This window comes from Hyphomicrobium sp. NDB2Meth4 (assembly GCF_900117445.1).
Taxonomy (GTDB): Bacteria; Pseudomonadota; Alphaproteobacteria; order Rhizobiales; family Hyphomicrobiaceae; genus Hyphomicrobium_A.
Map to the genome: position 1 here is coordinate 253176 of NZ_FPEJ01000005.1, position 24242 is coordinate 277417.

Sequence of the window (24242 nt, forward strand, 5' to 3'; positions counted from 1 at the left end):
CGGCCCTAGCGCTCTGCGCATCGGGTCATCGCCACGCTTTCCACGTTCTACCCGGGCCGTTGCGCGATGGCCCGGCCGATCCAGCTCGTACCTGAAGCTTGAAAAGGAGCGCCGATGCAGGACCTTCTCGCAACGTTTTCCGGCATCCTCGTCGGCTTCGTGCTCGGCCTGATCGGCGGCGGCGGCTCGGTGCTCGCCGTGCCCCTGCTCGTCTATCTCGTCGGCGTATCCTCGCCCCACGTCGCCATCGGCACCAGCGCCGTCGCCGTCGCCGTCAGCGCACTCGCCAACCTCATCGGTCACGCCAAGGCCGGCAACGTGAAGTGGCCATGCGCGCTGGTGTTCGCCGCCGCAGGCGTTGCCGGCGCCGCCATCGGCTCGACTCTCGGCAAGCAGTTCGATGGGCAGAAGCTTCTGCTTCTGTTCGGCATGTTGATGATCGTCATCGCCGGCTTCATGTTCTGGAACCGCCACAGCGGCGGCGACGTCGCCGTGCGTCTCACGCGCCATTCCGCTCCTCGCCTGATGCCCTGGCTGCTCGCCTACGGTACCGGCGTCGGCGCACTGTCGGGCTTCTTCGGCATCGGCGGCGGCTTCCTCGTCGTGCCGGGCATCATGGCGGCAACCGGTATGCCGATGATCTACGCTATCGGTTCATCGCTCGTATCGGTGTTCGCCTTCGGCATCACCACCGCCATCAACTACGCCATCTCGGGCCTGATCGACTGGGTGCTCGTCGCCTTCTTCATCGGCGGCGGCATTGCCGGCGGTGTCGTCGGACGCATCGCCGCCCAGCGCCTCTCGACCCACCGGCAGGCTCTTGCCACCGCTTTCGCTGTCATCGTCGCGGCCGTCGGCTTCTATGTTGTATGGCGCGGGATCGGCGCCATCACCTGACGTTGCTAGTCGACGAGAAACGTCGTGCGGTCGAGCCCGGTGTTGCCATTGGCCGGATCGTGCGCATAGACGATCACTTCGTAGGCACCCTTGCCATCGACCGAAACCGACCCGGCGAATTGGCTCGTCTGCCCGGCGTACTTCATCGGTACACGCGCGACCTCTTCACCGTTGCGCTTCACGATCGCCGCAACTTCGTACTTGTCCGCATCCCACAAGCCCGCCGGCTCGATGGGGCAACCGCACATCATGATGACGTTGGCCCGGACATCGACCGAGCTACCGTTCTTGATTTTGACGTGCGCGGGCGGCGCCAGAACGTCGACGGCAAAACCCGGGATCTCCAATACCCAGCCGTCACCGCCGCTGTGATGCTTGCCGGGAACGATCCATTGGCTCGACACCACACGATGCGCCGCCTGTGGCTGCGCCACGGGGCCATACGCCTCCACCTCGATCAGCCGCGGCTCCTTCAAGTCGAGCGTCGTCGAAAACTTCGCCGAAGACGTATCCGCAAGCCCAGCGCGCCGGCCTCCGTCCTTGTGCATCAAAAGCTTTGTGTCGCCGGTTCCGCCCTGCGTCAGCCCCGTGGCCAGCACTTCACCGGTGTGCGCATCCCGTAGCGTAACGCGCATACCGCCCATGCTGGTGCCGACGAACTTTGCGTCCCGGCTCAGCACCCGCACGACGATATCTGTAGGCTCCGCCTGCGCTCCCGCACCAAGCGCCGCCAACGCGCCTGCCGCCAACACGCCGCAAAGAATAGCCCGCATCGTTCAACTCCCTTGATGTCCCGGCCCCAACGCGCCGCTCGCCGGAAATTTCTTATCAGTTCAGCTTCTCGGTCACCGAAAACGCGCCACGCAGCTCGCCCGGCTTGAACCCTGTTGCCTGATCGTCAGGGTAAAGCCTCGCGATTTCGGCCTTGAGCTCGGGACTGAGCTCCGCCCCATGGCATGTAGCGCACGGCTGCGCCGCCATCGGTATAGCCTTCATATAGCGCAGCACGCGGCCACCGCCATCGCTGACGATCTCTGCGTGCTCGAGCTTGGTCGCATCGGCACCCTCAGCGATCTGCCGAACGAAATCCTCCAGCACGCGTCTCTCGAAGGCATCCGGCGCATTGCCAGGATTGCGCACCTTCAGCGCCGTCCGGCCGACCTTCACCCCGTGCGCATGCGACTGCTGCTCGGCGATCGCCGGCGCAATCGTGCGGCATACACTCACTGCCGCTATAGGTCCGCCCTCTTTGATTGCAGCCATCAATTGATGCTTCAAATTTTCACCCAGCCCTTTGATTGACGCCCGTGCATTGGCAAGCTGTGCTGCGTCGGGGACGGGCGCCTCTTCCCCACGCGAAGGAGAGGCGAGCAGCAGCGGCATCATCGCTACCGGTAACAGCAGGGACGACGCCAGAGCGCGCCGCGCCGAATGCGCGAGAGCGAGCAGCACCCGGCGCAACACGCTTGTGATCTGGCTCAAGGCGCCCTTGTCAGGAATGCGCGACGCTGCAGTCGTGGCGGTATTGAACGCTGAGTTGCGCATTTCGTCCTCCATATGATGCCTGCGGGCCTTCATCCTAAGATGTCTCATCTTTCTCATCACAATATGCATTGCAACTAAATTAGCTTACCCTAATATATGTTCAAGTTCGGATCATGCCTGTAAGAGACAGGGGAATTACGGTGACAAAGCTTCCAGCGGCGCTCGCACTCATTGCCTGCCTCATCGCCACATCGACAGCGAGCATCGCCGCCGAACCTGCCTTGTCGCGCGTCTATGACGTCAAACTCAGTCAGGTCGACGACCTGAAATCCGTGTACGCCACCGTCCGCAGCCGCGATGTCATTGAAGCCCGCGTGCGCACGCCCGGCACCATCGCAACTCTCAAGGTCGATGAAGGTGACTTAGTCACACAAGGCGAAGTCTTGGCCCTCGTCGCCGACCCAAAGATCGCACTCCGCATCAAGGCGCTCGATGCCCGCCTCGTCGCTTTGCAATCGCGCATCGAGACAGCCGACGCAGAACTGAAACGTGCCCTCACATTGAAGGAGCGTGCCGTCGCCTCGCAGGCGCGCGTCGATCAGGCTCAGACCGCCTACGACGTTGCCGTGAATGACCTGAAGTCTACCCGCGCCGAGCGCTCCGTCATCGAGACCGAAAGCGAGGAAGGCCAGGTCCTCGCGCCGGCATCCGGCCGCGTCCTGAAGGTCCCCGTCACCGAGGGTAGCGTCGTCCTCGCAGGCGAGAGCATCGCCACCATTGCCGCCAAGGAATATCTGCTGCGCATCGAGCTGCCCGAACGCCACGCCCGCTTCATCAAGGTCGGCGATCCCATCCGCGTTGGCGCCCGCGGCCTCGGCGCCGACGCCGCCCCACTCGCCGCCGGCCGCATTACACAGGTCTATCCGCAGTTGACCGACGGCCGCGTCATCGCCGATGCGGAAGTCCCCGGTCTCGGCAACTACTTCGTCGGCGAGCGCTTGCTGGCGTGGATTTCCGCTGGAAAGCGCGACACGTTCCTCGTGCCGCGCAGCTTCATCTTCAAGCGCTACGGCCTCGACTACGTACGCCTGGAGGCGAAAGGCGGCAGCCCCGAGGACGTCGTCGTGCAGACCGGCCGCAGCGCCGACGATGCGGCCACAGAGATGGTCGAGGTGTTGGCTGGCCTTGAAGCTGGCGACAAGCTGGTCCGCCCATGACCCAGAAAGACACCCAACATCCGGCTGGCCTCGGCATCTCCGGCAACCTTACGCGCTACTTCATCAACTCGCCGCTGACGCCGCTCATTCTGCTCGCCGGCCTGGCGCTCGGCTTCCTCGCCCTTCTCGCATTACCGCGCGAGGAGGAGCCGCAGATCTCCGTGCCGATGGTCGACATCTTCGTTACCGCCGATGGCCTCAAGGCCGAGGATGCGGTGAAGCTCGTCACCGAGCCTCTCGAGACCATCGTCAAAGGCATCAGCGGCGTCGAGCACGTCTATTCCACCACCGAGGACGACCGCGTCGTCATCACCGCGCGCTTCTTCGTCGGCACCACCGCCGACGACGCCATCCTGCGCGTGCACGAGAAGATCCGCGCCAACTACGATCGCATTCCGCTCGGCATTCCCGAGCCGCTCATCGTCGGCCGCGGCATCGACGACGTCGCCATCCTGACGCTCACGCTCGCACCGAAACCCGGCGTCGACCGCTACCAGGACAACGCCCTCTACCACATGGCCGAGAATCTTCAGGTCGAGCTGGCAAAGCTCGATGACATCGGCCTCACCTACATTGTCGGCGGCCGCCCCGACCAGATCCGCATCGAACCGATCCCCGAGCGCCTTTCGCTTTATGGCATCACGCTCACCCAGCTCGTCGCCAAGGTAAAGGCCGCCAACCGTTCGTTCCTCGCCGGCCGCGTGCGCGAGCGCAATGACTCAATTCCCATCGTCGCCGGCGAAACGCTGCAAGGCGTCCCCGACATCGGCCTGCTGCTGCTTTCTTCGCGTGACGGCCGCCCGGTCTATCTGCGCGACGTCGCCAACGTCGTCGTCGGCGCCAAGCCTCTCGATCAGCAGGCCTGGCACTACACTAAGGCCGCGGACGGAGAGCTCGTTCGCGCTCCAGCGGTCACGGTGGCACTCGCCAAGCGCTCCGGCGCAAATGCGGTCACCGTTTCAGAGCGCATCACCGAGCGTCTGCACGAACTGAAGGGCGATCTTGTGCCCGACGACGTCTCCGTCACCGTCACGCGCAACTATGGCGAGACGGCCAACGAGAAGGCCAACGAGTTGCTGTTCCACCTGGGGCTGGCAACGGTCTCGATCGTGCTGCTCGTCGCGCTCGCCATCGGCTGGCGCGAAGGCGCCGTCGTCTTCGTCGTCATCCCCACGACCATCCTGCTGACGCTGTTCGCCTCCTGGCTGCTCGGTTACACCATCAACCGCGTCAGCCTGTTCGCGCTCATCTTCTCCATCGGCATCCTCGTCGACGACGCGATCGTCGTCATCGAGAACATCGCCCGCCATTGGGGCATGCACGATGGCCGCAGCCGCATGAGCGCCGCCATCGACGCCGTTGCCGAAGTCGGCAATCCGACCATCTTCGCCACTTTGACTGTCGTCGCCGCCCTGCTGCCGATGCTTTTTGTGTCCGGCTTGATGGGCCCCTACATGAGTCCGATCCCGGCCAACGCCTCCGCGGCGATGGTTCTGTCGTTCTTCGTCGCGGTGACGATCACGCCCTGGCTGATGCTGCGCTTTGGCGGCAATAGCCCACACGCTGGCGAGGCGAGCGACAGCTGGCTCGCACGCAGCTACGTCGCCGCCGCGCGTCCGGTCATCGCCAGCCGCCGAACCGCATTCGTCTTTCTCGCCATCGTCGGCGTCGCCACGCTGCTCTCTCTCGGCCTCTTCGCCACCAAGGCCGTCACCGTCAAACTGCTGCCGTTCGACGATAAGTCGGAGCTGCAGGTGGTCGTCGATCTGCCGCGCGGCGCCAGCCTGGAGGAAACCCAGCGCGTGCTCGATGACGCCGCCCAGCGCCTTGCGGGCCTCCCCGAGCTGGCATCCGTTCAGGCCTACGCCGGCACGGCCGCTCCCTTCAACTTCAACGGCCTCGTTCGCCACTACTATCTGCGCGCCGAGCCCCAGCAAGGCGATCTGCAGGTGAACTTTGCCCCCAAGGCCGAGCGCCACAGAACGAGCCACGAGATCGCTCTCGACGTGCGCAAGCGCCTGCAGGGTCTGCCTGCGCCCGATGGCACGGCGGTTAGCGTCGTGGAAGTTCCGCCCGGGCCGCCCGTCATCGCCACGCTGCTCGCCGAAATCTACGGTACTGACCCCGAGCAACGCCGCGCCGTAGCGCTGAAGGTGCGCGAGATCTTCCGCTCCATCCCCTTCATCGTCGACGCCGACGTCAGCTTCCGCCAGCGCGCCCCACGCATGCGTTTCGTCATCGACCAGGACAACCTCGAATTCCACAAGGTCGAGCAAAGCGACGTCTACGACACGATCGCCGCCTACCTCGGCCGCACGCCCGTCGGCTATTCGCATAAGGGCGGCGGACGCCATCCGGTCGAGATCGCTGTCGAGCTGCCGAAGGAAGACCTCACCATCAACGAGCGCGCGCTCTCAACGCCCGTTCCCGCCAACGCCGTGCCCGGTGGCCGCGGCGTCGTCGAGCTTGGCGACGTCGTCACGTTGAAAAAAGAGCAGGCCTCTTACCCGATCTTCCGCCACAACGGCCGCGCCGCCGAAATGGTAACGGCCGAACTCGCCGGCGCATACGAAGCGCCGATTTACGGCATGCTCGCGGTCGCTGACGCTATCGACAAGGCCGACTGGGCAACGCTGCCCAAGCCACAGATAAGTCTGCACGGACAACCCGCCAGCGAACTGAAGCCCACGCTCCTCTGGGACGGCGAATGGGAAGTCACCTACGTTACGTTTCGCGACATGGGGGCTGCCTTCGCAATTGCCCTTCTCGGCATCTACGTGCTTGTGGTTGCCCAGTTCCGTTCATTCACCCTGCCGCTGGTCATCCTGACGCCGGTGCCGCTCACGCTCATCGGCATCATGATTGGACACTGGCTGTTCAACGCGCCCTTCTCTGCCCCATCGATGATCGGATTTATCGCGCTCGCCGGCATCATCGTGCGCAACTCGATCCTGCTCGTCGATTTCATCCGTCACGGACGCAGCCGCGGCGCGCCGCTGCGCGAAGTGCTTCTGGAAGCCGGCGCCATCCGCTTCAAGCCGATCTTGTTGACGGCGCTTGCCGCGATGATCGGTGCAGCAGTCATTCTCATGGATCCGATCTTCCAGGGTCTCGCCATCTCGCTGCTGTTCGGCCTGGCATCCTCGACGCTGCTCACCGTTCTCGTCATCCCCGCGATCTACATCCTGCTGCGCGATGATGCGCCACAGAAAGCGGCCTGACACTTCGCTGATGACTGTCAGAGGACAGAGACATTTTGCGCGCTGTAAGGTTGATGCCCGTCAAGCAACACCGGCGCACTTTCACCTATCGTCATGAACATCCGACGCAGCCGCTTTGACAGGAGCAAAAGATGTTCAGGATCGCAGTGCTCGTATGGATCATGCTCGCAACGACTCTCGCCGGCATCGCCCTGCTGGTCGTAGTCACTGTTCCAGAGCTTAATGCAGATGCCACACGCCTGATCCCTATGGCCTGCGGCGCGGCAGTGGTCCTTGCCGCTCCCATTTCATACATCATCGCCTGGCGAATCTCGGCCGCCAGAACGGCTTGAAACTCGTTCACGCAGGGTGCCCTTCCCCAATGGGGCACTCAGTCCGGGGGGAAGCAGCGTCGGTGCGATATTGCGCACCGGCGCCAGCTTCCGTCTGATATCCAGCAGAAATGTAGGACACCGAAACGCTCGGTAACACTTGGTTGACGCTGTTGACGGATTAAGCGCGATCAATGGAAACACTTTGAGCCGCTTTTCCGAAAATTCGAACTAAAGCCAGTACACACAAAGTTCGAATTTTAGAGAAGTTGCCCCGATCGAGGGGTAACCCGGAAGGCAGCCAAGTGTTAGAGTTCCTCATCATCCTGCTGTTTGCGGTGAGCGTGTTGATCGCCGTGTCGTCCATCGACGACGCGTTCATCGACCTCATCGCGCTCGGCATCGTGCGCCGCCGCGTCCCCCAGCTCGATGACGGCGAGATCGCCGTTCCCCCCACCGCTGTTTTCGTTGCCAACTGGCACGAAGAGGACGTCCTCGGAAAGATGGTCGAGGGCAACCTCGCGCGCATTCAGATCCCGCAGGTCTCGCTCTATCTCGGTGTCTACCCCAACGACACCGGCACCCTGCGCGTCGCCGAGGAGCTCGCCGCCAAATACCCCGACCGCGTGAAAGCCATCGTCAATCGTCTCCCCGGCCCGACCTCCAAGGGGCAGATGCTGAACGAGATGTTCGCGCAGGTCTTCGCCAGCGATGATGCGCCCGAGCTGGTCGTCCTGCACGACAGCGAGGACGTGATCGACGCGCGCTCGTTCCCCGTCTACGCGGCCTACGCCAAAGAGAATGACTTCATCCAGGCGCCCGTATTCTCGCTCAACCGCGGCAAGGGCGCCATCGTCGCCTCGACCTACATGGACGAGTTCGCCGAGCGTCACACCCGCGAGCTGATCGTCCGCGATGCCGTTGGTGCTGCCATCCCATCGGCCGGCGTCGGCACCTGCATGACCAAGCGCCTCATCAAGCACTTCCTCGCCACGCGCGGACAGGTGCTGATGTCGGGCACCGTGACCGAGGATTACATCCTCGGCATCGAGGCCAAGCGCGCCGGATTCAAATCGGCCTTCGCCGCCATTTCGCGCAACGTCGACGACGGGTTCGACTTCGTCGCCACGCGCGAATATTTCCCCAAGACGCTGGCTGCATCCATCAAGCAGAAGACCCGCTGGGTCTACGGCATCAACTTCGAAGCCTACTGCAAGCTCGGTTGGCAAGGCGATCCGTGGGACTTCTACTTCTTCCTGCGTGACCGCAAGGGCATGATCACCAGCTTCCTGCCGCCCATCTCAGCAGTGCTCCTGGCATTCATGCTGCTCGGCTACGTCGACCTCGCCGACTTCCCCGAGGCGATGGGCAACGTCGTTATCGCGTGCATGTGGATCAACCTATTCGCATTCGTCACGCGCTACGTCGTGCGCGTCATCTCCGGCTACGAGGTCTACGGCAAATACGACTGGATCGGCATCGCCATCCGCTGGCCGGCCGCCCTTTACATCAACATGGCCGCCGTCTGGCGCGCCTGGAAGACCTTCCTCGGCGAATCCCAGCTCGCCACCAAACCCATCGTCTGGTCGAAGACAGAGCACGACATCCCCGACGATTTCGTCTCCGCCAACCGCTGACATGAGAACGAAGAGAACAAAAGTTATGCGTATTCTCGTCGCCTTCGGCACCCGCCCTGAGATCATCAAGCTAGGCCCCGTTTGCAAGACATTGCAGAACGCCGGCGCCGAGCTCGATGTCTTCTGGTCTGGTCAGCACATCGAGCTGGCGGCCGGCCTGCTCGACTTCTTCGGCATCACCGTCACCCACAACGGCACCAACATCGTCGATGAGCAGGGTCTCGCCGGCAAGTTCGGCCGCATGACCGAGCAGGTCGAGAAGATCCTGCGCGCAAAATCGTACGACTGGATCATCGTCCAGGGCGACACCGCGACCGCTGCTGCGGCCGCCACTGCCGGATTCATGGGCCGCGTTCCCGTCGCCCACGTCGAAGCGGGCCTGCGCACCGGCGACCTTTATTCGCCGTTCCCCGAGGAGTTCAACCGCCGCCTCATCGGCCAGGCGACAACCCTGCATTTCCCGCCAACCCACGAAGCGCGCAGCAACCTCATCCGTGAAGGCGTCCCCGCAAAGGACATCGTCATGGTCGGCAACACCGTGGTCGACGCGCTGCTCTACGCTCGCGCCAAGATCGGCACCAACTACACGCCGATCGACGCCGACGTTGCCGCGCTTCCGACCGATAAGAAGCTGGTTCTCGCCACGATGCATCGCCGCGAGAACATCGGCGGCCCCATGCGCAACGTGCTCCGCGCCCTGCGCACACTCGCAAATGACGGCGACAAGGTCATCGCGCTGCCCGTGCACCTCAATCCAGAAGTGCGCGCTGATGTCATGAAGTATCTGGGCGATGCTCCGAACGTGCATCTCCTCGCACCGCTGCAGTACCCGGACTTCGTCTATCTGCTCGACCGCGCGTGGACCGTCGTCACCGACTCCGGCGGCGTGCAGGAAGAAGCCCCCACCTTCGGCCTGCAGATCCTCATCACCCGTGAGAGCACCGAGCGCCCAGAAGTGGTCAAGGCCGGCTTCGGCAAACTCGTCGGCTCCAACTACGACGCCATCATCAGAGGCGTCCGCCAGCTCACCGCCGGCGACGAGCGTCAGCTGCTCGACGCACCGAACCCATTCGGACGCGGAGACGCTGCACAGCGCATCGTCGCCCGTATCATGCACCGCAAACTGCACAACAATCACGCCCGCGCCGCGTGACAACAACGAGAAAAGTCATGAGCGAACAATTGCAGGCAAGCCAGGTTAAGTGGAGACGGCTCCGCAAGCTGGTGTTGACCACCCTCTTCATCGGCAGCGCCGGCGCCCTTTCGGTCTACGCCCTGGGCGGCGGCAGCCTCATGCTCGACGCCGACGGGCTCGTCACGCGCCAGACCGTGGCCGTCGCCTCCCCCTGGCCGGATGCCCGCATCCGCGAGGTCAGCGTGCGCCCGGGCGATTGGGTCGAAGCCGGCCAGAAGATTGCCGTCGTCGATTCCGCGGCGATGTCGCGCTCGCTCGCCGATCTCGCGGCCGAACAGGCGCGCGTTACCGGCCGCATTGCCCAGCTCGAAGGACGCCGCCAGGTCGTCGACGCCCTCATCCCGATGGCGAAGCTCTCCGCCGAGAGCACCAACGCCTACTTGAGCAAGCTCGAGACTGCGAACACAAAGGGCCTGATGCTGGCTCGTTCGATGCAGCAGATGTCCGCCGCCCAGGTGCAGGCGATGGACAAGCTTCTTTCCCTCGAAGCCGAGAAGACGTCGCTGGAGACCGAAATCACCGCCAACCAGGGCGCACTCCAGCAGGTATCGGCAGCCTACGCTGACCTGCAGCGCACCTACGGCAGTGGCGTGCTCACCGCCCCGGCGAGCGGCTACGTTGGCAGCCACGTCGCCATGGTCGGCGAGGTCCTCAGCGCCGGCACCACGCCGGTCGCCAACATCTACGCCGGCACCAGCTACGTGCTCGCCTATATCCCGGAGAACTATCTGTTCGATGTGTCCGAGGGTCAGGAAGTGTCGATCAAGGGTCGCGGTCGCATCGCCACCGGACACATTGAGCGCGTGCTTCCCGTCACCGACGCCCTGCCGCCCGAGTTTCAGCTTCCCAACCGTGTGCGCGGCCGTGGCCAGCTGGTGCGCGTGTCTCTGACCAAGCCTCAGGACTTTGCCCTCGACGAGAAGGTTCGTCTGACCAGCTGCTACACGGACAGCTGCCGCCTCACCGTTTCCGAAGTCATCCAGGCCGCTCTCCCCAGCTCTTGGTGGTCGAGCAAGGACAAAGTCGAAACGGCTCGGGTGCATCGCCAGAAGACGCCGGCTACCGCAAGTGCAGAGGCGGAAGCGCCCGCAGATGCAACGCCCGTCATCTCGTTGGATGACCACTTCGGAGATCCGGAGCTGAACAAGCGGCCGCTTTCGGAGATCCTCAACGACCCCGGCGAAGCTGACCGGCCGCTTACGGGTACTGTCGAGCGGCCGGCCATCATGGCCGTGCCCCCGACCACGGGCAGCTTGCAGCAAGCAGAAACCCTGCGGCCACGCACCTAGAACGCAAAGAGGCGCCCCAGCGGCGCCTCTTCTTTATCTCCAGGCTAGTCTCGCCTGCGCTTTCACTCGGCCGCCGAGCGCGACGCCTCGACGATCGCGTGCGCTTCGTCCGCACTCTCGAAGATATGCGGCTGCAATCCGCGACGCTTCAGCGCCTCCTGCATCTTCAGCCGCATGAACGAGCTAGTCGAATAGCGCGCCGTCGTCGTGTAGTAGTGCTTCATCATGTATTGGATCATCTCGGCGTAATCGTCGTAGAGATCCTCAGCCATGCGGAAGCCGTCATGATTGACCACCGCATTCACCCGGCGCCCCGCCTTTACGCAAGCATCGACGAGCACTTTCTGCAGATCGACGACGTCGCTCTTCTTGCGCACGCTCCAGCCCTCGAGGTTGAGGAACAGGATGTTGCGCTCGGGATCGTAAGTGCACCGCTCGCATAGCTTGAGGTTGGTCAGTTCTTCCATGAGTTCCATCGGCTCATCACGGAAGATGCGAGCATCCATCGGCATCGGCTTGTTGATGATCGGCTTGAAGTCCATGTGCGCGAGGATGTCCCGCTCGATGTCGATGCCCGGCGCCACCTCGATCAGCTCCAGCCCACCTGGCGTAAGCTGGAACACGCAGCGCTCGGTTACGTAGATCACCGGCTGAGACTTGGACGCAGCGTAAGAACCGCTGAACGTGATCTGCTCGACCGCCTTCACGAACTTGCGCGCACGGCCCTCGTTCACGATGCGCAGCTTGCCGTCCTCGATGGCAACCTTCAGGCCGCCCGCCGTGAACGTTCCTGCGAACACCACTGCGCGCGAGTTCTGCGAGATGTCGATGAAGCCACCGCAGCCGTTGAGACGGCCGCCGAACTTGCTGGTGTTGACGTTGCCTTGCTCGTCCACCTCGGCCACGCCGAGGCAGGTGAGATCGAGACCACCGCCGTGATAGAAATCGAACATCTGGTTCTGATCGATGACGCTGTCGGCGTTGGCCGACGAGCCGAAGCTCGATCCGCCTGCCAGCACACCACCGATGGCGCCCGCCTCGGTCGTCATCGTCAGGTACTGCGTCACCTGCTCTTCGGCAGCCACCGCCGCGACACCGTCCGGTGCGCCGACGCCCAGATTGATCGCGCCGTTCAGCGGCAGCTCGAACGCCGCGCGACGCGCAATGATCTTGCGCTCGTCCAGTTCCATGCGCGGCATGTGCTCGACGGGAACGCGGATCGCACCAGACAGGGCCGGGTTGTAATGCACGCCGTAGTTCATGCGGTGCATTTCCGGCGGATCGGCCACCACCACGCAATCGACGAGAATGCCGGGTACGCGCACGTCCTTCGGCTTCAGTGAACCATGCGCCACGACGCGCTCGACCTGCGCGATCACGATGCCGCCGTTGTTATGCGCCGCCATCGCCTGCGCGAGGCAGTCCAGCGTCAGCGCTTCCTTCTCCATCGACAGGTTGCCGGAGGGATCGGCGCTCGTCGCGCGGATCAGCGCCACGTTGATCGGCGTCGCCTTGTAGAACAGCCACTCCTCGCCATCGACCTCGACGCGCTTGACGATGTCTTCAGTCGTCACCTCGTTCACCTTGCCGCCGCCAAGACGCGGATCGACATAAGTGTGCAGTCCCACTTTGGTGAAGAGACCGGGCTGCCCGGAAGCGCACGAGCGATAGAGCTTCGAGATCACGCCCTGCGGAAGATTGTATCCCTGGATCTTGTTCTTTTGGGCAGCTTCCGCGACCTTCGGCATTCTGCCAAAGTTCGCCGCGATGACACGCGACAGCAGACCCTCATGGTGCAAGCGCCCCGTCCCCAGACCCTTCGAGTCACCGGCGCCCGCGCACATGATGAGCGTCAGCCCCTTGGGATGCTGGCTCTCGACGTAGCGATGTTCCAGCGCGGCGTGCAGCATCTCCGGGATGCAGCTCTGCACGAAACCCGTGGTGCAGACGACGTCGCCATCATTGATCAATGCGACAGCCTGTGAGGCCGTAATGACCTTGTTCTTCATTTTTGAAGCAGATTCCCCGGTCCGTTGAGGATGCGACGGCGTCCCGGCCAGTCGAACCCCCTGTCAGGATCTCGTTATTACACCTCCGAAACTAGACGTAGCGGCACACGCCCGCAACGGCCGAAGAGCATTGAAACTACAGCAGACTTTGCTGCACTGCAGTAGAACCCACCCGCGTCCTACCCGCGAAATAGATGCGCGCTGCGTGCCGATCGTCAGCAGACGCATCGCGTCACGCGGATGGAAGCAAAAGTGTTGCGATCAGATAGCGACATTGAAGGCATAGAAGTTCCCGCTCTGACCGAACCGTTCGCACCGCAAAGCCAGCGGCAACGTCCGCGCCCCGGGAGGGTAGTCATTTCCCACCCCTGCAAAATCGTCTCAGCGTATCGCTGACGCCTTCGATCGACGCCGGAACGCACTATCGGTTGGAAGAGCGGGCGGTGCCGGTCCCGAATCCTCGCTCAGGTTGCATCACCGCCGAGATCGCCGGACGCCCTTAGCGTCCCTTCTCCTGCGCCTTGCGCAGAGCCGCCGCGAACGCGCTTTCCCCCGACGACTGTTCCGCCTGCCGCGGAGGCGGAGCGGACGAGCGCGGAGCCGAAGCACTCGGTCGTGCTGCCTGGTGCCCGGCGCCGATGTCGATTGCACCCGACTTCATCGTCAGCGCGATGCGCTTGCGCGCAACGTCTACCTCTTTGACGCGCACCTTCACCACGTCGCCCGCCTTCACCACCTCGTGCGGGTCCTTGATGAAGCGGTCCGCCATCTCCGAGATGTGCACCAGCCCGTCCTGATGCACGCCGACATCGACGAATGCGCCGAACGCGGCAACATTGGTCACGACGCCTTCGAGCTGCATGCCGGGCTTCAAGTCGCCGATGCTGTCGACGCCATCCGCAAAGGTTGCGGTCTTGAATTCCGGACGCGGATCGCGGCCCGGTTTCTCCAACTCGGCGAGAATATCCGTCACCGTTGGAATGCCGAACGCTTCGTCGGCAAACTGCGCCGGCTTCAGCGACTTCAGAAATGCCTTGTCGCCGATGATCGACTTCAGCGGCCGGCCCGTCGCCGCTGCGATCTTCTCGACAACCTCGTAGGCCTCCGGATGCACGGCCGAACCATCGAGCGGATTCTTGCCATCCATGATGCGCAGGAACCCCGCCGCCTGCTCGAACGCCTTTGCGCCAAGCCGCGGCACCTTCTTCAGCGCCACGCGCGACTTGAACGCCCCGTTCTCGTCGCGGAAGGCAACGATGTTCGAGGCAAGCGTCTGATTGAGGCCCGACACGCGCGACAGCAGCGGTACCGACGCAGTATTCACATCGACGCCAACCGAGTTCACGCAATCTTCCACCACCGCATCGAGCGAGCGCGCCAGGCCGCCCTGATCGACGTCGTGCTGATACTGCCCAACACCGATCGCCTTCGGCTCGATCTTCACCAGCTCCGCGAGCGGGTCCTGCAGGCGCCGCGCGATCGACACCGCGCCCCGCAGGCTGACATCGAGATCGGGAAACTCCTTCGCCGCCAGCTCCGACGCCGAATAAACCGAAGCGCCCGCCTCCGACACCATCGCCTTGGTCAGCTTCAGCTCCGGCATCTTCGCCATCAGCTCGGCGACGAGCTTGTCCGTCTCGCGACCGCCGGTTCCGTTACCGACACTGACGATATCGACCTTGTGCTGCTTGCACAGCGACGCCAGCGTCGCCAGCGATCCGTTCCAGTCACGGCGCGGCTCGTGCGGATAAATCGTCGTCGTCGCCACCACCTTGCCGGTCGTATCGACCACAGCCACTTTGACGCCCGTGCGGATGCCGGGGTCGAGCCCCATCGTCGCGCGCGGGCCTGCAGGCGCCGCCAGCAGCAGGTCTTTCAGGTTGCGCGAGAATACGCCGATCGCTTCCGCGTCTGCCCTCTCCTTCATGCGCGCGAGCAGGCCCGATTGCAGCGAACCATGCAGCTTGTCGGCCCATGCGCGGTGCACCGTATCCCCGAGCCACGCATCGGCGGGGCGCCCACGATCGGCAATCCCGAACGCGTTCTTGATGCGCCCCTCGGCAGGATGCGTCTTCCCCGCCTCGTGCGGAATATCGAGCTCCAGCGCCAGCACGCCCTCGTTCAGGCCGCGCAGCATGGCGAGCGCGCGGTGCGAGGGGATGTCCTTGATGCGCTGCCCGAACTCGAAGTAGTCGGAGAACTTGGCGCCTTCTTCGTTCTTGCCCTTGCGCACCACCGACTTCAATTCGCCGTCGCTCCACATCCATTCGCGCAAGCTGCCGACCACCGTCGGCGTTTCCGCAATGCGCTCGATGAGGATGTGCCGCGCGCCTTCCAGCGCCGCCTTCGTATCGGCGATGCCTTTTTCGCTATCGACGAACTTGGCCGCTTCCGCTTCCGGATTGAGAGCGGGGTTCTGCAGCAGCGTCTCGCTCAGCGGCTCCAGGCCCGCCTCACGCGCGGCCTGCGCCTTCGTGCGCCGCTTCGGCTTGAACGGTGCGTAGATGTCTTCAAGTTCCATCTTCGTCTCTGCGCCGTTGATCGAACGGGCAAGCTCGGGCGTCATCTTGCCGAGACCGTCTATGGTCTTCAGCACCAGTGCGCGCCGGTCTTCCAGCTCACGCAAATAGCCGAGCCGCTCTTCCAGCTTGCGCAGCTGCGTATCGTCGAGGCCGCCGGTCTTCTCCTTGCGGTAACGCGCGATGAACGGAACCGTCGCGCCCTCGCCCAGCAGCTCTACAGCAGCGGCGACCTGCTTGGGAGCAACGTTGAGCTCGGCTGCGATGCGTTGATTGATCTTGTCCATGCTGCGCTCCTTGCCACCCGGGGCTCATGCAACGCCTTCCCCGAGCCGGTCAAGTAGATGCTACCGCTCGCCCGTGGACTGGCCCCAGCAGCAGGCCTCCGCGTGGCGTCAATGAGACAACGTGCGCACCCTTGGACGCTCTTTCCACCGATTCTGTAAGGCGGCCGCCACACGGCTATTGCGCTGCGCAATGCCGCTGCTCACCCGCGCTTCACGCATGGCAGGATATAACTGAAACCCTGAAAGTCGCCGAAATCGAACTCGACATCGTAGGGCTTCACCACGACATGCACGCCGTCGTCCGGCGGATCGTGCAGCGCCATCAGATACAACGGGTCGATCAACCGCGCTGTATCGTTGTCCCAATCGGGGCGGCCATATTTGTTCGTCTTCCACACTGTCGCCGCGTCATCGCGCACCTCGTACACTTCGAGATGCACTTCCGGCAGGTACTTCGCTTTCCCGCCCGGGCGAAAGACATTCGCCAGCTTCTGTCCGCGCTTGATCTCATCGCCTGCTTTGAAGCTGGCGACGTCCTCGTACTTCAGATGATAGAACGCCGAGTAATAGTACGGCGCACCCTTATCGAGGTTGAGATCCTCCCGCGTATGCCGGATGAGCAGAGCGCCTTCATCGCCCCACTGCCAATTGGCCTTCCATACCGCCGACACCACGCCGGGCGCCGGCGCCAACACCGCATCACCCAGACGCCCACCGTCGATGCCCGAATGCACCTCGTCGCGACGCGTGCCATCCACGTCGATCCAACTCGCGTAGAGCGAAGTCAACGGCGAGCAATCATATCCTTCCGGATAGCTCGGCTTCAGCCCCGTGCGCGTAATGTCATAGCCCTTCTTCACGGACAGCTTCCCTTGCGCAGCAGGCTGCAATGCTAACAGCGCCACAATGCAAGCAGAGACGCGCAGCACGCTCCTGATATTGATCCTCACATCCCCTCCAGTGATTGCGGCCCCACCCATGTGGGAGCGATCGCGCCTTCGTTAAGCGCCTCGGGATCCATTCGGCAATTAGCGTCAACGGTTAACGAAAACGCGCAATGTTTTGCGCATTTGCTTCAAATGCTCTGCACATTTGTGCACAAGGGGTTAATCGGCAGCCCCAATTGGCACGCGCCATGCGTCGCTCGCGTACGAACTCGTACGCAAGGTCCAATGAATGCCAGCCAACACCGCGGTGCGCTCACTACTCAACGCGCCCGACGTCAACCATGAACGCGCCGCAAATACGCTTTGCTTCGGTGAGCTTGTCGCTCTCCCCGCTTCCGTTCCTGCAGATGTCACCGTATGGCGGCTCGACCGTCGCGAGGATAACTTTGTCGCCCCACGCACCCTTCTCACCGCCGACGACTGGCGCGAACTGAGCCGTCTGCGCGGCGACGCGCGCGAGCGCGGCTTTGCTGTGCGCGGCCTGCTGCGCGCAGCGTTAACGCAAGCCGTGGAGGGCGCCATCGCGCCGGAGGTATGGCAATTCACCAGAAGCCCCTACGGCAAGTTGCTGCTCGCTCCTCACCTGCCCGCGCTCGACTTCAGCATCTCGCACGCCGGATTAACCTCGTGCATCGCCATCTCCACTTCGGGGCGCATCGGTCTCGATATCGAGCATTGCGCTGTGCCCAACTGGCACAGCCTCGCCGGTGACTTCCTGCTCAGCACAGACCGCGACATGATTAATCGCGCCCCGCCTGCCCAGCGCGAATGTGCGTTTTCGCATGCTTGGACGGCCAAAGAGGCCTTCGCGAAGTTGCTCGGAGTCGGCCTCGCCATGAGCGCACCTGCCAACGACTGCGGCTTTGGAACGCGACTTGCGACGTGGCAGCTCGAAAGCCCGTCGGGCGCCCTGAGCATCAGCCTTGCCTTCGATGAACCCGTCGAAAGGGAGCTCAAGCGCGCCTGACGCGGCAAGTAACCAAACCGATCCTCAGCTCAAAGAGGACTTAGGGAAACGCATCATGGCTTTCGTTGGCACCGAGCATACCGGCGTCCCATTGAGCCACCCCACCGCGCCGCGTTTCCTGCATCGCTATTTCGAGCGCCAGGTCGACCGCGTACCTCATCGCGTCGCCGTGGAGTGCCAGCACACCTCGCTCACCTACGTCGAGCTTGACCGTTACGCCAACCGGATTGCGCATGCCCTGCAGCGCTGCGGTCTCGAACCAACCGCGCTCGTCGGCATCCTCCTCGACAAGTCTCCGGACCTCTACGCCGCCATGCTTGGCACGCTGAAGGCCGGCGCGGGTTACGTGCCTTTGGACCCCAAATTCCCAACCGATCGCATGTCGGCCATTCTCGCTGATTGCGGTGCCAGCGTCGTCGTCACCGATGCCGTGGGCGCCGAGCGTCTCGGCGACTCGGTCGACGCACGCTTTCTCCTTCTCGATTCCGACAAGGACTGGATCGAAGAGCTGCCCGCCACGGCAATCTCGACCCGCAGTCTCGATCTCACGCCCAAAGACCCCTGCTACGTCATCTATACGTCCGGCTCCACCGGCCGCCCCAAAGGCGTGATGATCGAGCACCGCAACGCGTCCGCCTTCATCGAGGGCATGCTGGAATCTTATTGCGTCGACGAGGACGATCGCATCTACCAGGGCTTTTCCGTCGCCTTCGATGCCTCCGTCGAAGAGATCTGGCTGGCGTTCTCGCAAGGCGCAACGCTCGTCGTCCCGCCGCAAGACGTATCGCGCTCCCCGGTCGATGCCGCCGAGTTCATCCGGCAGCGTGCCATCACCTACTTTTCGACCATCCCGACATACCTCTCAATGATCGATCAGGAGCTGCCGACCGTATCGACCATCGTGGTCGGCGGCGAAGCCTGCTCGACCGAACTCGTCAATAGATGGGCAAAGCCCTGGCGCCGACTGCTCAATACGTACGGTCCGACCGAAGCCACCGTCGTCGCCACGCTGTCTGAATGCATCCCCGGTCAGCCCGTCACCATCGGCCACGCTCTGCCCGGCTATCGCACCCACGTTCTCGACGAGGACATGGAGCCCGTCGCCGTCGGCGAAGTCGGCGAGCTTTACATCGGTGGTCCAGCCATCGCGCGTGGCTACGTAAACGCGCCCGAGATGACGGACGAGCGCTTCCTCCACCTGCCGCTTGTCGATAACGGCCGCCTCTATCGTACCGGCGATCAAGTCCGCCTGTTGGAGACGGGCGATCTGCAATTCATTGGGCGCATCGACGGGCAGATCAAGATTCGCGGGTTCCGCGTCGAGCTGTCCGAGATCGAAGCCGTACTACAGCAGCAGCCGGGAATTCGCGCTGCCGCTGTAAAGGTTGCCCAGACCGAGCAGGGCATGGAGCTCGCCGCGTTCGTAGTCGCCGACAGCGCCGACACGCTCGATGCCGGGATGCTCGCCGAAGTGCTGAGCCGCGTCCTCCCCGAATACATGCTGCCGAAGTATCTCGACGTCATCGCGGACATTCCGCTCTCCAACAGCGGCAAAGTCGACCGCAAGGCGCTGCCCGAACCGCACACGCTTCTGAAGCGCACACGCGGCAACATCGAACGCCCCGCAGACGAGTTGGAACGACGCATTGTCAGCATATGGCAGGATGCGCTCGGCATCCCAGAAATCTCGGTAACCGACGATTTCTTCACCGACCTGCGTGGCCATTCACTCCTTGCAGCGCGCACTATCTCCGCGCTGCGAACCAGCTTCGCTAACACCTCGATCGCCGTGCGCGATCTCTATCGCCACCCGACGGTCCGCGCGCTTGCAATCGAGCTGCGCCAACGCGGCGTCGACAACGGCGAGCCGGCCCATACGGCCGACGAAGCATTGGTGACGCCCAGCGAACTCGCCTTCGCCAGTGTCGGGCCCATCACCCGCACCCTCGTTAGTTGGCTGCAGGGCGTTTGCGTTCTCGCCTATTACGCTCTCGAATCCGCGCCTATCAGCTTCGCCATCCTACTCACCACCGCGATCTACAATGGCAACATCACCTGGGTGGAAGCCGCCTCCATCTCCACCGTCTTCGGCTTCGGCTACTGGCCGTCGATGGTGTTGCTCACCATCGCTATCAAATGGCTGGTGATCGGCCGCTATAAGCCCGGGCGCTACCCGGTTTGGGGCTTCTATTACTATCGCTGGTGGCTGGTAACGCGCTTCCAGGCGCTCGCCTGGTCCGACATGTTCGCCGCCACGCCGCTGATGAGCCTCTACTATCGCGCCATGGGCGCCCGCATCGGCCGCGGCGTCACGCTTGCAACCTCGCACTGCCTCGCCTTCGATGTCGTCTCCATCGGTCGCGGCAGCAGCATCGGCACCGAAACGCAGCTCCTCGGCTGCCGCGTCGAGGATGGCATGCTGGTCATCGCTCCGATCGACATCGGCCGCGATTGCTTCGTCGGTATGCACTGCAATCTTGGCCTCGACACTCTCATGGGCGACGGCGCACGCCTCGACGACATGTCGGCGCTGTCAGACGGCACCGCGCTCGACCCCGGCGAAATGCGCGCCGGATCACCCGCCCTGCACGCAACGGTGCGCGCCCCCGGCGACCAGTTGACGCCGCCGCCGCGCTTCGGCCGCGCTTTCCTGTTCGGCTTTCTGCACCTCGCCCTCATTTACGCGATGGGTTATTTCCTGCTGGCAACCATCGCCCCGTCCGCATTGCTGATCTTGGCAGCGCTGTACTTCGCCAGCCCTCTGTGGACGATCCCGGCTGCACTTCTGTCGGTGCCGCTGTCGGTCGCCTGCTATCTGCTCGGCACCATCGCCGTGAAGCGTTACCTGATCGGCAGGCTCGAGACCGGCACCATCCGCCAGTACAGCTTCGCCTACCTGCGCCACTGGTTCGCAAAATACCTGATGGAGAATACGCGGCAGATCATGATGCCGCTGTACGCGACCGTCTATCTGCCCGCGTTTCTGCGCAAGCTTGGCGCCAGCATCGGCCACGGCTCGGAAATCTCGACTGTCGCTCACATCTGCCCCGATCATCTCGAGGTCGGCGACGGCAGCTTCCTCGCTGACGCCTGCCTTGTCGGCGGCCAGCGGATCCACGCCGGCTACGTGCAGACAGCTCCGGTTGCCATCGGCTCCAAGACCTTCATCGGCAACAGCGCGCTCGTCCCCGGCGGCACTATCGTCGGCGACGACGTCCTGATCGGCGTCTCGTCCACCCCGCCCAGCGCCACGCGCGTGCCGGACGATAGCGCCTGGCTCGGCGCGCCCTCCTTCAAGCTGCCACATCGCCAGCAGGACTGCTGCTTCCCCGAAGCGACGACGTTTGCGCCGACGAGGTCCATGCAGCGCCAGCGCGCCTTTATCGATGCCGTGCGTGTCATCGCCCCGGGCACGATCCTGATGCTCAATCTGATCCTTCTCGCGATCGGGCTCGTCATCGCCTGGCAGAACTTGCCGCTGTGGGGCGTCGTGCTCGCGGTGCCGGCTCTCAATGCAGCCGCATCGTTCAACGCCATTCTCATGATTGCGCTGATCAAGAAGGCGCTCATGGGCACGCTCGAGCCAACCGTGCGCCCGCTATGGTGCCGCTTCGTCTGGGTGAACGAACTGGTCAACGCGCTCTACGAAGGCGTCGTCGCCATCGTCATGACACCGCTTCTCGGAACCCGAATGGCCGCGCCGGCGCTGCGCATGATGGGCTGCAAGGTCGGAAGCTGGACCTTTATCGACACGACCCTGTTTTCAGAGTTCGACCTCGTCCATATCGACGATCACGCCGCGCTCAACCTCGGCGCCACCATCCAGAACCATCTTTTCGAAGATCGCGTCTTCAAGGCCGACACGCTTCGCATCGGTCGCGGCTGCTCTATCGGCAACATGGCCGTGGTGCTCTACGACACACAAATGCACGCCGGCGCCAAACTGTCGCCGCTCTCCGTGCTGATGAAGGGTGAAACGCTCCCTTCCGGCAGTGTGTGGGCGGGCATTCCGTGCGAGCAGATTGCGCGCGGCAGAGCCAGCGACCTGGAGCAACTCCAACCGCCGCCAATTCCGGCAACGCCTGTAATCTATGTGGAGCTGCCGCGCGCCGCCTGAGATCAGTTCTCGAATGTGATGCGCCCGACGACCTTGCCGTCGCACACGTTGGAGCAATCGATGTATCCGGGCACGTCGAACGTATCGTAGAAGCGCAGGTCGAACTCGAAGTAATCGATGACAACCGACGCGCCGACGTTCCAATACCAGTAATCGATGCCGCCCTTGCTGGGCTCACCGTCGCTGTAAGCCAGCATGCCGCTGACAGACGGTTGCCAGTCGTCGCCGAATTTCGGCAGGTACTTCACCAGCGAGGACTCGATGATCCAGTTGCGACCCACGCCGCCCTGATAGTCGGGAGAGTAGTAAAGCGTGACGCCGCCGACGAGATCCTTCGGGATGAGATCGTAGTTCACTGAGCCGTAAAACTCGAAGAAGTCGAGGTCAGCCCAGCCAGCCGCGTTCGGATAGGCGTAATAGATAAAGCCGCCATCCAGCTCCGTCCGCCCGAACTTCTTGTTCGCGCCCACCCAGCTATAGATCGAGTAGTCGCCTGACTCCTCGAACGCGTTGTCGAGGTTCGGAAAGACGCCGAAGTTGACGTTCGTCGCCCACACGCCCGCATAGAACCAATCGTATTTGAAGTCAGCGCCGCCCTGGATCGCCGCGCTGCCATCCGTGTCGCTGAACCCGCGGAATCGATAGTCCGAAGCGAGGCCCACGTTCACGGTGAACTTGGCACCCTTCGCGTTCTCTTCATTGTCGTCGAGGATTTCCAGCGACGGAATGCCGGTCTGCGCTTGTGCCGGCTGGGCATGAGCATGCTGCATGGGCAGAAGCATCATAAATACAGCGCACCCGACAAGATTTCGGATCGCCTTCAGAACTTCCGTCCGCAGCATCAATGCCTCCTGCAACACCGGAGCAAGTCTTTTTCTCGATTTTCTTCCGTACGCATACGCTCAAACCGAGAGACACCCGATTCGCGCTGCTCCGACAAACGCTAGAGCGCGACGAAGGCGGGTTGCGTCGGACGAGTAACACTGAGGACACAAGGTGGAAAACCGGTGGGCGAGCGCCTCGACATCCCACCCGAATCACCGCCACTTCCAACCAAAGCTCGCCGAATGAGCAAAGGCGTACACAGCCGCCGAAAATAACGAGGGATTGGCATGCTACGACTGACACTCGGACTGACCTTCGCGCTAGCGATCGCTGGTTCCGCACTGGCAGACGGCTACGAGGATCCCAAATCGTTCAAGGCACCGGCGGCGCCGATCTGGAGCGGTATCTATCTCGGCGCCGGCGCTGGCTACGGCCAAGCATCCACCCGCGACGACTATAGTGAGAATGTCAGCGGCGACACTTTCAGCACCAGCTTTAGCGGGCAATCCGCTCAGGGCGGTCTCATTCGCTTTCTTCTCGGCGCCGATCGGCAGATCAAGGAAAAGTTTGTCCTCGGAGTGTTCGCCGATTTCGACTGGACGGACATCAGCCAGACCTACAAGGCGACGGCTACCGGCAGCAGCGACGCCATCGACGATGAGCTGACAATGGAATGGCAGTGGTCAATCGGCGGTCGCGCCGGATACCTCTTCACGCCGACGACGATGCTCTACTTCCTCGCGGGCTTCACCCAGGCGCACTTCAAGAGCGACGGCTGGTACGATATCTACCCGACCTCCGGGCCCATCGATGTGCTGCCGGGCAAGTCATCGATCACGTACAACGGCTACGTTGTCGGCTTCGGCATGGAAACACTGATCGGGCACAACGTCTTCCTGCGCGGCGAGATGCGCTATTCGGAGTTTGACGGCCAGGTGGTCAACAGCGGCACGCTGTTCGGCGACAGCTACAGCGACAGCGAGCACCCGAGCCTTCTCACCGGCATGCTCGGCCTCACCTACAAATTCAACCGCGCCGACTGACGTTTACGCACCCCACATTCGCGTATTTGGCGAGTGCATCTGCCGCGCCACAACCCGTGAAACGTGCTCGGTTAAGCGGTCAAAGCCTGCGAGCTTGCCTGCCCGCCGCATCGCACCTAACGTCTGGAATAGGCTAGATCCTGGTTGGTCCGCCTCAGGACATGAGCCGGTGGAGCGAGTGGTAGCGTCGACATGCGGCCCGAAATATTTCTGCACGTTGGTATTCACAAGACGGGCACAACGTTCCTGCAATTGCTGCTTCAGAAGCATCGACAG

Annotated in this window: 16 protein-coding genes; 10 read left to right on the forward strand and 6 right to left on the reverse strand. The window is 63.1% G+C overall.

Features of this window, described 5'->3' with window-relative positions:
* The first annotated feature begins 114 nt into the window (after positions 1 to 114).
* Entirely contained in the window at positions 115 to 897 is a 783-nt protein-coding gene (locus NDB2M4_RS10115) for a sulfite exporter TauE/SafE family protein (protein ID WP_072374165.1), read from the forward strand.
* Between the two features lie 5 nt (positions 898 to 902).
* On the opposite strand, the gene NDB2M4_RS10120 is transcribed toward NDB2M4_RS10115, so the two are convergent.
* Positions 903 to 1670, reverse strand: a complete 768-nt coding sequence (locus tag NDB2M4_RS10120; protein ID WP_072374168.1) for a hypothetical protein — start codon at positions 1668 to 1670, stop codon at positions 903 to 905.
* 55 nt (positions 1671 to 1725) lie between these two features.
* Entirely contained in the window at positions 1726 to 2442 is a 717-nt protein-coding gene (locus NDB2M4_RS10125; RefSeq protein WP_171988070.1) for a Tll0287-like domain-containing protein, read from the reverse strand.
* Positions 2443 to 2582: 140 nt separating this feature from the next.
* Here NDB2M4_RS10125 and NDB2M4_RS10130 point away from each other — a divergent pair, with 140 nt between their 5' ends.
* The 6 genes from NDB2M4_RS10130 (at position 2583) to NDB2M4_RS10155 (ending at position 11252) form a co-directional block, all read left to right on the forward strand.
* A complete protein-coding gene (locus tag NDB2M4_RS10130; RefSeq protein WP_072374171.1) occupies positions 2583 to 3599 on the forward strand; it encodes an efflux RND transporter periplasmic adaptor subunit in 1017 nt (338 codons plus the stop codon).
* Positions 3596 to 6820 (forward strand): efflux RND transporter permease subunit, encoded by a 3225-nt coding sequence (locus NDB2M4_RS10135; RefSeq protein WP_072374174.1) that lies wholly within the window; start codon positions 3596 to 3598, stop codon positions 6818 to 6820. Before NDB2M4_RS10130 ends, NDB2M4_RS10135 begins: the two co-directional genes overlap by 4 nt.
* Before the next feature lie 131 nt (positions 6821 to 6951).
* Positions 6952 to 7152, forward strand: a complete 201-nt coding sequence (locus tag NDB2M4_RS10140; protein ID WP_072374177.1) for a hypothetical protein — start codon at positions 6952 to 6954, stop codon at positions 7150 to 7152.
* Between the two features lie 284 nt (positions 7153 to 7436).
* Complete coding sequence (locus NDB2M4_RS10145; protein WP_072374180.1) at positions 7437 to 8768, forward strand: glycosyl transferase family protein; 1332 nt, start codon at positions 7437 to 7439, stop codon at positions 8766 to 8768.
* A gap of 25 nt (positions 8769 to 8793) precedes the next feature.
* Positions 8794 to 9921, forward strand: coding sequence for a non-hydrolyzing UDP-N-acetylglucosamine 2-epimerase (gene wecB / locus NDB2M4_RS10150; RefSeq protein ID WP_072375009.1), 1128 nt, complete (start codon positions 8794 to 8796; stop codon positions 9919 to 9921).
* Between the two features lie 17 nt (positions 9922 to 9938).
* Positions 9939 to 11252: an HlyD family secretion protein gene (locus NDB2M4_RS10155; protein WP_072374183.1), complete on the forward strand. Its 1314-nt coding sequence runs from the start codon at positions 9939 to 9941 to the stop codon at positions 11250 to 11252.
* 62 nt (positions 11253 to 11314) lie between these two features.
* Here the strand turns inward: NDB2M4_RS10155 and NDB2M4_RS10160 are convergent, their stop codons facing one another.
* The 3 genes from NDB2M4_RS10160 to NDB2M4_RS10170 all read right to left on the reverse strand — a co-directional run bounded on the left by NDB2M4_RS10160 (position 11315) and on the right by NDB2M4_RS10170 (position 16927).
* On the reverse strand, positions 11315 to 13261 hold the full coding sequence (locus NDB2M4_RS10160; protein ID WP_072374186.1) for an acyl CoA:acetate/3-ketoacid CoA transferase: 1947 nt from the start codon (positions 13259 to 13261) through the stop codon (positions 11315 to 11317).
* 499 nt (positions 13262 to 13760) lie between these two features.
* The gene (locus NDB2M4_RS10165) at positions 13761 to 16067 is read right to left on the reverse strand and encodes a Tex family protein (RefSeq protein ID WP_072374189.1); all 2307 of its coding nucleotides are present in this window, start codon (positions 16065 to 16067) and stop codon (positions 13761 to 13763) included.
* Positions 16068 to 16267: 200 nt separating this feature from the next.
* Positions 16268 to 16927: a M23 family metallopeptidase gene (locus tag NDB2M4_RS10170; RefSeq protein ID WP_244536123.1), complete on the reverse strand. Its 660-nt coding sequence runs from the start codon at positions 16925 to 16927 to the stop codon at positions 16268 to 16270.
* A 316-nt stretch (positions 16928 to 17243) separates the two neighbouring features.
* Between NDB2M4_RS10170 and NDB2M4_RS10175 the strand changes: the two genes are divergently transcribed.
* Entirely contained in the window at positions 17244 to 17981 is a 738-nt protein-coding gene (locus NDB2M4_RS10175; RefSeq protein WP_072374195.1) for a 4'-phosphopantetheinyl transferase family protein, read from the forward strand.
* Between the two features lie 55 nt (positions 17982 to 18036).
* Positions 18037 to 22098, forward strand: a complete 4062-nt coding sequence (locus NDB2M4_RS10180) for a Pls/PosA family non-ribosomal peptide synthetase (protein WP_072374198.1) — start codon at positions 18037 to 18039, stop codon at positions 22096 to 22098.
* A 2-nt stretch (positions 22099 to 22100) separates the two neighbouring features.
* Here NDB2M4_RS10180 and NDB2M4_RS10185 read toward each other — a convergent pair whose 3' ends face one another.
* A complete protein-coding gene (locus tag NDB2M4_RS10185; RefSeq protein WP_139247189.1) occupies positions 22101 to 22940 on the reverse strand; it encodes a TorF family putative porin in 840 nt (279 codons plus the stop codon).
* A gap of 270 nt (positions 22941 to 23210) precedes the next feature.
* On the opposite strand from NDB2M4_RS10185, the gene NDB2M4_RS10190 reads away from it, so the two are divergent.
* Positions 23211 to 23966 (forward strand): outer membrane protein, encoded by a 756-nt coding sequence (locus NDB2M4_RS10190; protein WP_072374204.1) that lies wholly within the window; start codon positions 23211 to 23213, stop codon positions 23964 to 23966.
* Positions 23967 to 24242 lie beyond the last annotated feature (276 nt).

What these genes read in the sequence shown, in the direction of transcription:
- NDB2M4_RS10115 (WP_072374165.1), top strand. Translation starts at nt 115, where the DNA reads ATGCAGGACCTTCTCGCAACGTTTTCCGGCATCCTCGTCGGCTTCGTG.
- NDB2M4_RS10120 (WP_072374168.1), bottom strand. Translation starts at nt 1,670, where the DNA reads ATGCGGGCTATTCTTTGCGGCGTGTTGGCGGCAGGCGCGTTGGCGGCG.
- NDB2M4_RS10125 (WP_171988070.1), bottom strand. Translation starts at nt 2,442, where the DNA reads ATGCGCAACTCAGCGTTCAATACCGCCACGACTGCAGCGTCGCGCATT.
- NDB2M4_RS10135 (WP_072374174.1), top strand. Translation starts at nt 3,596, where the DNA reads ATGACCCAGAAAGACACCCAACATCCGGCTGGCCTCGGCATCTCCGGC.
- NDB2M4_RS10140 (WP_072374177.1), top strand. Translation starts at nt 6,952, where the DNA reads ATGTTCAGGATCGCAGTGCTCGTATGGATCATGCTCGCAACGACTCTC.
- wecB (WP_072375009.1), top strand. Translation starts at nt 8,794, where the DNA reads ATGCGTATTCTCGTCGCCTTCGGCACCCGCCCTGAGATCATCAAGCTA.
- NDB2M4_RS10155 (WP_072374183.1), top strand. Translation starts at nt 9,939, where the DNA reads ATGAGCGAACAATTGCAGGCAAGCCAGGTTAAGTGGAGACGGCTCCGC.
- NDB2M4_RS10160 (WP_072374186.1), bottom strand. Translation starts at nt 13,261, where the DNA reads ATGAAGAACAAGGTCATTACGGCCTCACAGGCTGTCGCATTGATCAAT.
- NDB2M4_RS10165 (WP_072374189.1), bottom strand. Translation starts at nt 16,067, where the DNA reads ATGGACAAGATCAATCAACGCATCGCAGCCGAGCTCAACGTTGCTCCC.
- NDB2M4_RS10175 (WP_072374195.1), top strand. Translation starts at nt 17,244, where the DNA reads ATGCCAGCCAACACCGCGGTGCGCTCACTACTCAACGCGCCCGACGTC.
- NDB2M4_RS10180 (WP_072374198.1), top strand. Translation starts at nt 18,037, where the DNA reads ATGGCTTTCGTTGGCACCGAGCATACCGGCGTCCCATTGAGCCACCCC.
- NDB2M4_RS10185 (WP_139247189.1), bottom strand. Translation starts at nt 22,940, where the DNA reads ATGCTGCGGACGGAAGTTCTGAAGGCGATCCGAAATCTTGTCGGGTGC.
- NDB2M4_RS10190 (WP_072374204.1), top strand. Translation starts at nt 23,211, where the DNA reads ATGCTACGACTGACACTCGGACTGACCTTCGCGCTAGCGATCGCTGGT.